The 11743-nt window shown below is 62.9% G+C and carries 13 protein-coding genes; 7 read left to right on the top strand and 6 right to left on the bottom strand.

The genetic code is table 11. The annotated features are described in order from the left end of the window. Positions 1-16: 16 nt before the first annotated feature. The 3 genes from CN673_RS10970 to rpsF all read right to left on the bottom strand — a co-directional run bounded on the left by CN673_RS10970 (position 17) and on the right by rpsF (position 1784). Positions 17-985: a DUF2232 domain-containing protein gene (locus CN673_RS10970; protein ID WP_099866306.1), complete on the bottom strand. Its 969-nt coding sequence runs from the start codon at positions 983-985 to the stop codon at positions 17-19. A gap of 145 nt (positions 986-1130) precedes the next feature. Further along, a complete protein-coding gene (gene rpsR, locus CN673_RS10965; protein WP_007196805.1) occupies positions 1131-1379 on the bottom strand; it encodes a 30S ribosomal protein S18 in 249 nt (82 codons plus the stop codon). A 12-nt stretch (positions 1380-1391) separates the two neighbouring features. After that, the gene (gene rpsF / locus CN673_RS10960; RefSeq protein ID WP_099866305.1) at positions 1392-1784 is read right to left on the bottom strand and encodes a 30S ribosomal protein S6; all 393 of its coding nucleotides are present in this window, start codon (positions 1782-1784) and stop codon (positions 1392-1394) included. Positions 1785-2121: 337 nt separating this feature from the next. Here rpsF and fabD point away from each other — a divergent pair, with 337 nt between their 5' ends. The 7 genes from fabD (at position 2122) to gmk (ending at position 8712) form a co-directional block, all read left to right on the top strand. Then, positions 2122-3102: an ACP S-malonyltransferase gene (gene fabD / locus CN673_RS10950; protein WP_099866304.1), complete on the top strand. Its 981-nt coding sequence runs from the start codon at positions 2122-2124 to the stop codon at positions 3100-3102. Between the two features lie 26 nt (positions 3103-3128). Then, complete coding sequence (gene fabG, locus CN673_RS10945; RefSeq protein ID WP_099866303.1) at positions 3129-3866, top strand: 3-oxoacyl-[acyl-carrier-protein] reductase; 738 nt, start codon at positions 3129-3131, stop codon at positions 3864-3866. A gap of 257 nt (positions 3867-4123) precedes the next feature. Continuing rightward, entirely contained in the window at positions 4124-4360 is a 237-nt protein-coding gene (locus CN673_RS10940; RefSeq protein WP_099866302.1) for an acyl carrier protein, read from the top strand. Positions 4361-4481: 121 nt separating this feature from the next. Next, positions 4482-5744 carry a beta-ketoacyl-ACP synthase II gene (fabF, locus tag CN673_RS10935; protein ID WP_099866301.1) on the top strand — a complete coding sequence of 421 codons (1263 nt, stop codon included), beginning with the start codon at positions 4482-4484 and terminating at the stop codon, positions 5742-5744. 120 nt (positions 5745-5864) lie between these two features. Next, positions 5865-7094, top strand: a complete 1230-nt coding sequence (gene mltG, locus CN673_RS10930) for an endolytic transglycosylase MltG (protein WP_099866466.1) — start codon at positions 5865-5867, stop codon at positions 7092-7094. Between the two features lie 66 nt (positions 7095-7160). Then, a complete protein-coding gene (locus CN673_RS10925; RefSeq protein ID WP_099866300.1) occupies positions 7161-8045 on the top strand; it encodes a YicC/YloC family endoribonuclease in 885 nt (294 codons plus the stop codon). Between the two features lie 10 nt (positions 8046-8055). Further along, the gene (gmk, locus tag CN673_RS10920; protein ID WP_099866299.1) at positions 8056-8712 is read left to right on the top strand and encodes a guanylate kinase; all 657 of its coding nucleotides are present in this window, start codon (positions 8056-8058) and stop codon (positions 8710-8712) included. Between the two features lie 56 nt (positions 8713-8768). On the opposite strand, the gene rsmA is transcribed toward gmk, so the two are convergent. Genes rsmA through CN673_RS10905 form a run of 3 tightly spaced genes read right to left on the bottom strand, consistent with a single transcriptional unit; the run spans position 8769 to position 11594 of the window. Beyond that, positions 8769-9608: a 16S rRNA (adenine(1518)-N(6)/adenine(1519)-N(6))-dimethyltransferase RsmA gene (gene rsmA, locus CN673_RS10915; protein WP_099866298.1), complete on the bottom strand. Its 840-nt coding sequence runs from the start codon at positions 9606-9608 to the stop codon at positions 8769-8771. Then, positions 9605-10621 carry a 4-hydroxythreonine-4-phosphate dehydrogenase PdxA gene (gene pdxA, locus CN673_RS10910; RefSeq protein WP_099866297.1) on the bottom strand — a complete coding sequence of 339 codons (1017 nt, stop codon included), beginning with the start codon at positions 10619-10621 and terminating at the stop codon, positions 9605-9607. Before pdxA ends, rsmA begins: the two co-directional genes overlap by 4 nt. A 16-nt stretch (positions 10622-10637) precedes the next feature. Further along, positions 10638-11594 (bottom strand): SurA N-terminal domain-containing protein, encoded by a 957-nt coding sequence (locus CN673_RS10905; protein WP_099866465.1) that lies wholly within the window; start codon positions 11592-11594, stop codon positions 10638-10640. Positions 11595-11743: the final 149 nt, after the last annotated feature.

The raw sequence follows: 11743 nt of genomic DNA, 5'->3' as shown, positions 1-11743 counted from the left end.
GGTTTGTCTGAGGCAGTCAGTGGTTGTCGTTGTCTGGCGGCCGTTTGGTCTGGCTGACCGGGACGGCCCGCGCCGTGTCGAACATTCCGGAAATCAGGAAGAACACGATCGGCAAGGTGAACAGCAGCACGGCGAGATAGGCGCCCCACAGGACAAGCGGGCGCCAGGGTTTGCCCCGCGTGCGGTGGTGTACGATCGCAAACCCCGCCAGCGTGAAGCCTGCCGCGAAGGCGCCGCAGACCACCGCGCCGATAAGTCCGGCGACGCCTCCGAAGAAGGTGGCGGCTAGGCCGACGCCGAAAATGTAGAGGCTGGTGCGCGACATGCGCAGGCTGGCCGGCAGATCATCCTTGGGCCGCCGTGCCCGTCCGGATATCCGCACGATCGCCAATGCGATATAGAGGCTGGCAAACAGCAGCATCACCCAAAGCGCGCCCTGCACGACCGGCAAGGCGGTCAGGAAGAAGCGCTCATATGCGGCCTGTTCGTCGGCGCCGACGGTGAAGTCGGCGCTTTGTTGCTGCATGATGGCAAAGAATTGTTCGACGACATCGGCGATCATCGCCTCGCCATAGCCCATGACGACGCCGACGATGACGAGGCCCGCGACCACCAGCAGGCAAAGCTGCTGGAGGATGTCCGACATCGGGTACCAGGCAACGCCGCCCTCAGGTCCGCCGAGCTCTTCGGCCGGACGCCCGAGATTGGCAAGATGGCCGATCCAGGCGGCGGGAGCCAGTGTCGTGGCGATGAAGGTGAGGCCGGCGAGCGGCGACAGCGCTGCCGAGACGATCCCGCCAGCGATGGCGGCGGCCACGAAGCCGGCGGTGTTCGACCAGCCGAGACTTGCGATCAGGATGGGAAGCGTCGCCGTCGCGAAAAGGACGATCGACAATGCGGTCGGCTCGCCGGCGCTGATCGACAGCAGCGCCGCGGCGGCACCGGCCAGAATGCCCACCATCAATGCAGAGGAATTGACGTTCATTTTCAATCGCTGTCCTGCCGCTTTGAGCAGTTAGGGAAAGGCCGCGCCTGTCCCAACTCGGGTTTGTCGATGTCGCCGATCGCGCCGATCGCGAAAGGCCCGTCATCCGGTGCCCGTATGGACGCCGGATGACCGATTGTCGAAATTACTTCAGGACGTAAGGCAGCAGGCCGAGGAACCGAGCGCGCTTGATCGCCTTGGCGAGCTCGCGCTGCTTCTTCTGGCTGACGGCCGTGATGCGCGAGGGCACGATCTTGCCGCGCTCGGAAATGTAGCGCTGCAGCAGACGAACGTCCTTGTAGTCGATCTTGGGCGCGTTTGCGCCTGAGAACGGGCAGGTCTTGCGGCGGCGATGAAACGGCCGGCGCGTCGGGATCTGGTTGATATCGACCATGATCTCTTCTCCTTACGAGCGGTCTTCGCGGGGACGACGCGGACGGTCGTCGCGATCGCCACGGCGCGGGCGGTCGTCGCGGTCACGCTTCTGCATCATCGCGGAGGGGCCTTCCTCGTGCGCTTCGACGCGGATCGTCATGTAGCGCAGGATGTCCTCGTTGATCCGCATCTGGCGTTCCATTTCGGTGATGGCGGCAGCGGGTGCCTCGATATCCATCAGCGCGTAATGGGCCTTGCGGTTCTTGTTGATGCGATAGGTGAGGGACTTCAGTCCCCAATTTTCTACACGCCCGACCTTGCCGCCATGCTCTTCGATCAGTCCCTTGAATTGTTCAACGAGACCATCGACCTGCTGGGCGGACACATCCTGCCGGGCAAGGAATACATGTTCATAGAGAGCCATGATTGACTTGCCTTTCTTTTCTAGTTCACCCGATGATCGGCGGCTAAGCCTCAACGACTTGTCCAGGATCGGTACGATCCGAGAAAGGCGCCGGAACGGTCGAGAGCGGAGACACGGGAGGCCAAGAAAGTTCTCTTTCCAGCCGGCTTTCGCGAGCGAAAACCGACCCTCCGTTCAGCCACCAGCCAGATGACCGGGTGTTGCGAACAGCGCGCTTATACGGATTTCGCAGTGAAAGGCAAGCGCTTCGGGAATATGCAGGGGGCGTTGCCTCGAAATAATGCCTGTGTCAGAAGCCTCCACCAGAAAAGCAACCATCAGCGGGTATAGACGCATCATGGCCATCGCGTTCACATTTCCAGGTCAGGGCAGCCAGGTTGTCGGTATGGGCAGGGATCTTGCCGACGCCTATAGCGAGGCGCGCGACGTCTTCAACGAGGTCGACGAGGCGCTCGGACAGAAACTGTCGGCGATCATGTTCGACGGCCCGGAAAGCGAACTGACGCTGACCGCCAACGCCCAGCCGGCCCTGATGGCGGTGTCGATGGCGGTCGTGCGCATTCTGGAAGCCGGCGGCTTCTCGATCCATGACAAGGTGGGATATGTCGCGGGCCATTCGCTTGGTGAATATTCCGCGCTTTGCGCCGCCGGGACCTTCACGGTAGCAGATACGGCACGTCTCCTGAGAACGCGTGGTGACGCGATGCAGGCGGCAGTTCCCGTCGGAGAGGGCGCCATGGCGGCGATCATCGGGCTGGAGCACGAAGCGGTCGAATCGATATGCGAGAAGGCGGCGTCAAACGGCGTCTGCCAGATTGCCAACGACAATGGCGGTGGACAACTGGTGATCTCGGGCGGCAAGGCGGCCGTGGAGCGTGCGGCGGAGTTGGCCAAGGATGCTGGCGCAAAGCGCGCACTGTTGCTGCCCGTTTCCGCGCCGTTCCATTCGGCGCTGATGACACCGGCCGCCGATGCCATGCGCGAGGCGCTTGATAAGGTGGAAATGAAGGAGCCCGTGGTGCCGCTGATCGCCAATGTGCGCGCTGCCCCCGTGGCCGATCCGCGCATCATCGCAGACCTTCTTGTCGAGCAGGTCACCGGGCAGGTCCGCTGGCGCGAAACGGTCGAGTGGTTTGCCGCCAACGAGACGACAACGCTTTATGAGGTCGGGGCAGGCAAGGTTCTGACCGGCTTGGCGCGCCGCATCAACCGTGATCTGGAAGGCAAGCCATTGGGCACGCCGGCTGAAATCGACGCATTTCTCGCCAACCCGCCCGAGATGCCGACCGCACCGGCCAATGCGCCGGATTTCGAATAGCCGCCAGCGACGAAAAGGAATTCATCATGTTCGACCTTACTGGACGCAAGGCTCTCGTCACCGGCGCATCGGGCGGCATCGGCGAGGCCATCGCCCGGATGCTGCATGCTCAGGGCGCCACCGTCGGACTCCACGGGACCCGAGCCGAGAAGCTCGAGGCCCTTGCCAGCGAGCTCTCCGAGCGCGTCAAGGTGTTCCCGGCCGACCTTGCCGACCGCGATGCGGTGAAGGCGCTTGGTGAGAGCGCGGAGAAGGACTTGGAAGGCGTCGATATCCTGGTCAACAACGCCGGCATTACCAAGGACGGCCTTTTCGTCCGCATGTCCGACGACGACTGGGACAAGGTGCTGGAAGTCAATCTCACGGCCGTTTTCCGGCTGACGCGCGAATTGACCCATCCGATGATGCGTCGGCGTCATGGCCGCATCATCAACATCACATCTGTCGTTGGCGTGACGGGAAATCCCGGGCAGGCAAATTATTGCGCGTCCAAGGCCGGAATGATCGGCTTCTCCAAATCGCTCGCGCAGGAGATCGCCAGCCGGAATGTCACGGTCAACTGCGTGGCACCGGGTTTCATTGAATCGGCAATGACCGAAAAGCTCAACGATAAGCAGAAGGATGCGATCCTGTCGGCCATCCCCTCCAAGCGGATGGGCAAGGGAGACGAGGTGGCATCGGCCGTCGCCTATCTGGCCTCGCAGGAAGCCGCCTATGTCACGGGGCAGACGATTCACGTCAATGGCGGCATGGCGATGATCTGACGAATACAGGCGTCTTTTCGCGTCGAGCGCGCCGAATGAGGGCTTTCAGGCGTTCTGAAAGCGTGTTATGGCGCGCTTCCATCCGTCGGGGCTGCCGGACGATACCGGTGAAGGACGAGCCAAGTGTTCGTTTCTGCAATCCACAGCAAACGACGATCGAACGGGCGCCATTGGTGAATTTGGCACCCGCAACTTGATTAGAGCCGTTGCTGCCATTAACGAGGCGGGGACGAAACGAGAAGGTCGAGGAAACCGACATGAGTGATATCGCAGATCGCGTGAAGAAGATCGTTGTCGAACATCTGGGCGTCGAAGCCGAAAAAGTGACGGAAGGTGCCAGCTTCATCGATGATCTGGGCGCGGACAGCCTTGATACGGTCGAACTGGTCATGGCGTTCGAAGAAGAATTCGGTGTCGAGATCCCCGACGACGCGGCCGACACAATCCTGACCGTCGGTGACGCGATCAAGTACATCGAGAAGTCTCAGGCCTGATACGTCAGGCATGGTCGGGTTCCGCCGCTGCTGCTGACATCGGCGGCGGAGATCGTCGTTGGACGATATGGCCCGCTCGCAGCGCCCTCCGGCAACTCATTTGAAGGCGGATCGACAGGCGATGAGACGCGTTGTTGTGACTGGTACGGGAATGGTTTCGCCGCTGGCTAGCGGGACCGAGGCTACCTGGAAACGGCTTGTCGAAGGCCGGAACGCGGCGCGCCGCATCACCGAATTCGAGGTGGATGACCTTCCCGCCCAAATCGCGTGCCGCATACCGGTTGGCGATGGATCCGATGGCACCTTCAACGCCGATCAGTGGATGGAGCCGAAGGATCAGCGCAAGGTCGATCCCTACATCGTCTATGCGGTCGCCGCTGCCGATCAGGCCCTGGCCGACGCCGGCTGGAAGCCGGAGACGGATGAGGACCAGATCGCAACGGGCGTCCTGATCGGGTCCGGCATCGGCGGTATCGAAGGCATCGTGGAAGCCGGTTATACGCTGCGTGATCGCGGTCCGCGTCGGATTTCGCCGTTCTTCATCCCAGGACGTCTGATCAATCTTGCGTCAGGTCAGGTTTCCATCAAGCACAAGCTGCGTGGGCCGAACCATTCCGTGGTGACGGCGTGCTCGACCGGCGCCCATGCGATCGGCGACGCGGCACGGCTGATCGCGCTCGGCGATGCCGATGTGATGGTGGCCGGCGGCACCGAATCCCCGGTGAGCCGCATTTCGCTTGCCGGGTTTGCCGCATGCAAGGCGCTGTCGACTCAGCACAATGACGATCCGCAGCGAGCGTCCCGGCCTTATGATGCCGACCGCGACGGCTTCGTGATGGGAGAGGGCGCCGGCATCGTGGTGCTGGAAGAGCTCGAACACGCAAGGGCGCGCGGCGCGAACATCCTGGCCGAGATCATCGGTTACGGACTGTCCGGCGATGCCTACCACATCACCGCGCCGTCCGAAGACGGAGAGGGTGCCTTCCGCTGCATGACCATGGCGCTGAAGCGGGCCGGCATCGCGCCGTCCGATATCGACTACATCAACGCTCATGGCACCTCCACGATGGCGGACACGATAGAACTCGGCGCCGTGGAGCGTCTGGTCGGTGGTTCCGCTTCGAACGTGGTGATGTCGTCGACCAAGTCGGCGATCGGCCATCTTCTCGGCGCTGCCGGTGCTGTAGAGGCGATCTTCTCGATGTTGGCGATCCGTGACAACATCGCGCCGCCGACGCTCAATCTCGACAATCCGGCTCGCGAGACGGCGGTCGACCTGGCGCCCCACAAGGCGCGGGAAAAGCAGATCGACGTCGCGTTGTCGAATTCCTTCGGGTTCGGCGGCACGAACGCCTCGCTGGTGATGCGCCGTTACGCGGCGTGACAAGCACCGCGCAAGCCACGGGCACTATCCCGCTTTTGACACATTGCTCGCGTTAAGAGCGTTGACGATATCGGCTATTGAAGGTTGGACGTGAGCACAAGCGATCAGGAACACACGAACATGTCCCATCGCGATGCAACGGAGGGTGAGCGTGGCCCGATCATCCCGAAATCGGCAAACGAAGCGCTGAGACCGGAAAAGGCGCCGCAGCCGCCCCGCCGCTCAAGGCGCGCTCGCAGCCAGCCGGTCATCTTCATGAACTTTGTCATGTCCCTGGTCGTGATCTGCGTTCTCGGCGCCGGCGCCATCCTCTATTTCGGCAAGCTCGAATACGACTCGCCAGGCCCCCTGGCACAGAACACCACATTCGAGGTGCGGGAAGGCGCGGGCCTGATCGAGATCGCCAATTCGCTGGAGCGCCGCAACATCGTTTCCGACGCGCGGATATTCCGCTACGGCACGGAAGCGGTGATCGGCGACGATACGCTGAAGCATGGCGAATACGAGATACGCGCCAACGCATCCATGCGCGAGATCATGGATCTGTTCCGCTCGGGCCAGGGCATTCAGTATGCTGTGACCGTTCCGGAAGGACTGACCGTCCACCAGATTTTCGAGCGCCTTGCAGAGCATGAGCAGCTGACCGGGGATCTGCCGGAGACCATGCCGGCCGAGGGTTCCCTCATGCCAAATACCTACAATTTCCGTCGCGGGACGACGCGCCAGGAAGTGCTCGATCAGATGGCGGCGGCCCAGCAGGAGGCCATCGATCAGGTATGGGAGCGGCGCGACGAGGGCCTGCCCATCGAGACCAAAGAGGAGTTCGTCACCCTCGCTTCGATCGTGGAGAAGGAAACCGGTCTTGCGGATGAGCGGCCACGGGTTGCCGCCGTTTTCATCAACCGCCTGCGTGAAGGCATGCGTCTGCAATCGGACCCGACCATTATCTACGGCATGTTCGGCGGCGAGGGGCGGCCGGCTGATCGGCCCATCTACCGCTCCGACATCGACACGCCGACGGATTACAACACCTATACCATCGATGGCTTGCCGCCCGGCCCGATTGCCAATCCGGGACGCGCCGCACTCGAAGCGGTGGCAAATCCTTCGGAAACCGATGATCTTTATTTCGTTGCCGACGGCACCGGCGGGCATGCCTTCGCTCGCACGCTCGATGAGCACAACGAGAATGTTGCGCGTTGGCGCCGCATTCGCGCCGAGCAGGAGGCCGCCGCTGCTGCGGAAGGCGAGGCGGATTCGGGCCAAGGCGAGGACGACGCGGCCCAATCGGAAGAATTCGCGCCGATGGACGATGGCGAAGGCGAGTATGAGGGCGAGGTGGCCGAGTAGACGGCGTACGCCCTGAACGCCGACGCGGGGGCAGAAATCGATCGACAACGGGCTGGGACCAGACGCATGACGCTGCAATCGATGACCGGCTTTGCCCGGAGCGAGGGAACTGCCGGCAGCGTGCGGTGGGTCTGGGAGATTCGTTCCGTCAACGGCAAGGGGCTTGATACGCGGCTTCGCTTGCCGAATGGCTGCGAGCGGCTGGAGCCAGCCGTGCGATCTGCTGCTGCGGCGCGCTTTGCACGCGGGAACATGCAGCTTTCTCTCGGCCTCGGCGGGCTGCAGTCGGCCGGTGTTCCCGTCATCAACGAAGAGGCGCTCGCGGTTGTCCTGAAGCTCGTGGATACCCTGAAATCACGCATCGAGGCCGCACCGCCGACCCTCGACGGATTGCTCAACATTCGCGGCATCGTCGAACTGCGCGAGCCGGAAGAGACGGATGAACAGCGGGCCGCGTTTGACACGGCTGTTCTGGAAGGTCTGCAGCAAGCCTTGGACGGACTGGCCGAGATGCGCGCTGCCGAGGGCGAAGCGCTGAAGACCGTGCTTGAGGGCCATCTGGCGACGATAGAGACGATCACGCAGACCATCGACCAGGATCCATCGCGCCAACCTGAGACCATACGTGAAAGGCTCGCCACCCAAGTAGCGCTGCTGACGGACAACCCAACGCTCGATATGGATCGCCTGCACATGGAGGCCGTGCTTCTGGCGGCAAAGGCTGATCTGCGCGAAGAGCTCGACCGGCTCCATGCCCATGTCGCGCAAGGTCGTGCCTTGCTGGCCAAAGGCGGGGCAGTGGGGCGGCGCCTCGACTTCCTGGCACAGGAATTCAATCGCGAAACCAATACGATCTGTTCCAAGTCGAATGCAGCGTCCGTGACGGCGAAAGGCATGGAACTGAAAGTGATCGTCGACCAGTTTCGCGAGCAGGTCCAGAATCTGGAATAGGACGAAATTCATGGCCGAAACGCTTCTTCCCTCGTCGGCGATCGCGCGGCGCGGTCTCATGCTGGTTCTTTCGTCGCCCTCGGGCGCCGGCAAATCGACCATCGCCAGAAATCTGCTCGAGACTGATCCGGGCCTGTCGCTGTCGGTGAGTGTCACGACGCGCAAGCGCCGTGCGAGCGAAATCGAGGGCGTCCACTATCACTTCATCTCGCAGCGCGAGTTCGAGCGTCTGAGGGACACCGATGCGTTGCTCGAATGGGCCGAGGTGCACGGCAATTTCTACGGAACACCCCGCGAGGCCGTCGAGGTGGCAATGTCCGAGGGCCGTGACATGCTGTTCGATATCGACTGGCAGGGTGCCCAGCAGTTGCAGGAGAAGATGCGGGCCGATGTCGTGTCGGTCTTCATCCTGCCGCCGACGATGGCCGAACTGAAGGCCCGGCTGCATCGCCGTGCCGAAGACACCGAAGACGTGATCGCAACGCGCCTCGACAATTCCCGCGCCGAGATCGAGCATTGGCGCGAGTACGACTATGTGGTCGTCAACGACGATCTCGACCGGGCCTTCCCGGCTGTCCAGGCGATTGTCAAGGCCGAGCGACTGCGCCGCGACCGGCGTCCCGGCCTGTTCGATTTCGTCAGCACTCTGCTCGGTCAGGCAGATTAGCCGAAGCTTTTGATCTTGAAACGAATTGGGCCGGCTGGCTCGCTTGCGTCGAATGGTCAACGATTCCAGGACGCAACCAGGCGCGCGAGCGTGCAGAACTCCTCGATCGACAGCGTCTCCGCACGCCGCGTGGGATCGATTGCGGCCTTGGTCAGAAGTTCTTCGCCACCGAGCGCCTTGAGACTCTGGCGCAGCATCTTTCGGCGCTGGCCGAAGGCCGCCTGCGTCACGCGGGCAAGGACAGGGCCTTCGCATGCGACGGGGTCGGCTCGCGGCACGAGGTGCACGACGGAAGATGTGACCTTGGGCGGTGGCGTGAAAGCCTGCGGCGGAACGTCGAAGACGATCCGCGCCTCCGTGCGCCATCCCGCAAGGACGCCGAGCCGGCCATAGGCACTGTCCCCGGGGCGTGCCACGATCCGCTCGGCCACCTCGCGCTGGAACATCAACGTCAAGGATTGGTAGGCCGGCGGCCAGGGCTCGACCGTCAGCCAATTGACCAGCAGTTGCGTGCCAACATTGTAGGGCAGGTTGGCGACAATCTTGACCGGTCCGGCAATGCCATCGTCATAGCCATGGGTGAGCGCGTCGCCTTCGATCACGCGCAGACGTCCGGGATAGTGAGCGCCGACCTCGGCCAATGCCGGAAGGCATCGGGCATCGCGTTCGATCGCGATGACAGACCCGGCATCGAGCGCGAGCAGTGCCCGCGTCAGCCCGCCGGGTCCGGGCCCGACCTCGATCACCGTTACGCCGTTGAGGAGGCCTGCCGCGCGGGCGATCTTCTGCGTGAGGTTGAGATCGAGCAGGAAATTCTGGCCGAGCGCCTTCTTTGCGTCGAGACCATGCGTGGCGATCACGTCGCGCAGCGGCGGCAGTCCGTCGATTGCACTCATCGCGGCGCCGTCATCGTATCGGCCATGCGCAGCGCCGCTATAAGACTGTCGTCGCGCGCAACGCCCTTGCCGGCGATGTCGAAGGCTGTACCATGATCGGGCGAGGTGCGCACGAACGGCAGACCGAGCGTCACATTCACCGTGTCGTCGAAGCCGAGGGCCTTGGCCGGAATGAGCGCCTGGTCGTGATACATGCAGATGGCCGCGTCATAGGTGGCGCGGGCCGCATCATGAAACATGGTGTCTGCGGGCAACGGTCCGCGCGCATCGATCCCGGCGCCCCTGAGTGCGGCAACGGCCGGCGCGATGATCTCGATATCCTCTCGTCCCATCGCCCCATTCTCTCCGGCATGTGGATTGAGCCCGGAGACCACCAGGCGAGGGTTCTCGATGCCGAACCGTCCGGCAAGGTCGCGCGCCACGATCAAACCCGTCTCGACAATGTCGCTCTCGCTCAGCGAACCGGCAACATCGCGCAGCGCAATGTGGATGGTCACGGGAACCGCGCGCAGCTTTGGCCCAGCCAGCATCATGACAGGACGAATGACATCGCCCGTCGCGCGATGCGCGCGATCGGCAAGGAATTCCGTGTGGCCAGGAAAGGCAAAGCCTTCGTCGTAAAGCACAGATTTCGAGATCGGGTTCGTCACAACGGCTCTTGCCTGACCGGACAGTGCCAGATCGACCGCCGTCTCTATCGCTTCGATGACCGCGCGCGCGTTCTTGCCATCAGGTTGCCCGGCTATGCCGGGCGCTGTGGCCTCAAGCGGGACCACAGGCAGGTGAGTCGCGAAGTCTTGGGTGCTGCGTTCGAGAGTGGTTGCGATCAGCGGAATGTCGAACCCGAGAGCAGCCGCGCGCCGTTCCAGGCAGGCCGCGTCGCCCAGAACGCAGAAGGGCGCAATGCCGGAGCGATCGCGCTTCAGCCAAGCACTGAATGTGATGTCAGGACCGATACCGGCTGGATCGCCCATCGTGAGAACGAGGGGAGCAGAAGGATTGTCTTCAGCCATGCATCGACGCCGACTGTCAGCGATAGCTGACGGCCGCCTTTTCCTTCAGCTCCGCCAGGAACTTGTCCGCATTGTCGCGCATCGTCTGGTTTTCCTGGTCTTCCGCGCGAAAGACCATTTCCGCGGCCAGGTCGTCCGACACCTGTTGAGCCGAGCAGATCGCGATGAATTCGGCGCCGCGCTCGGTCGCCCGCACGGGGGTAGTCCCGCCTTGTGACGTCGCTTCGATCTGTTCCTTCCAGTCGGCAGGCAATTCCGGCTGCATGACGCGGCCGAGGTCGCGCACCGACACGTCGCGCAGCTGCGCGGCAAACTGGCGGGTGCTGCCACAGTCGGTGAAACGTCCGCGCATCTGTTCCGCCTCGCGCTGGCGCTGGCCGAGAATCGCGCTGCGCCGATCGTCGGGCACGACGAAGATCACCTGCTGGAGGACGTATTCCGTCGTCGTTGGCTTTTCGCCGCGTTCCAGCATCCGAGAGACCAGATCCTCCTGGCTCATGCCGCCGGAATTCTGCTGCGAGTAGCGTGCGCTGACCACCCGAGGCCAGGTCATCTGCGCGCGGACGAATCGGCGGAAATGGTCGATACCGACACCGGCGCGGTTCAAGACTTCCTGCAGTTGCGCCTGGGACAGATTGTTGTCGTCGGCAAATCGCTGAACGGACTGGTCGACCTGGTCGTCGCCGACGACGGCGCCGATGCGTTGCGCTTCCTGCATCTGGATGGCTTCGTCGACGAGCTGTTCCCGCGCCTTTGCATTGAGATCGCCGCCGGTGCGCTGCAGGCGAAGAAATGCCGCCCGGCGCTGCACGTCGCCCGTCGTGATCGCCTGGTTGTTGACGACGATCGCCACTTCGCTGGCCGCCTGGACGGGCGAGGCCACCAATGGTGCGGAAAGCGCAACACTCGCGGCCAGTACCAGGCCCGTCATCGTGGTGCGCAGAAGGTTGCGGTTATTCTTGCGTGTCGTCATCATCTCGCTCCAAGCACGAGGTCCGCCTATGCGGATACCGTGAACAGCCATCTTGTCGTTCATGGACCGACAATATCGATACTGCGGGGTCGATTAAAGGGTATTGCCGGCTCCATGCGCGAAACATGGGGCGATTTCAAGGCCTCGAC

It is taken from the genome of Neopararhizobium haloflavum, assembly GCF_002750855.1.
Classification (GTDB): domain Bacteria; phylum Pseudomonadota; class Alphaproteobacteria; order Rhizobiales; family Rhizobiaceae; genus Georhizobium; species Georhizobium haloflavum.
The sequence above is the reverse complement of the archived record's forward strand: the minus strand, read 5'-3'. Positions and strand labels throughout refer to the sequence as shown.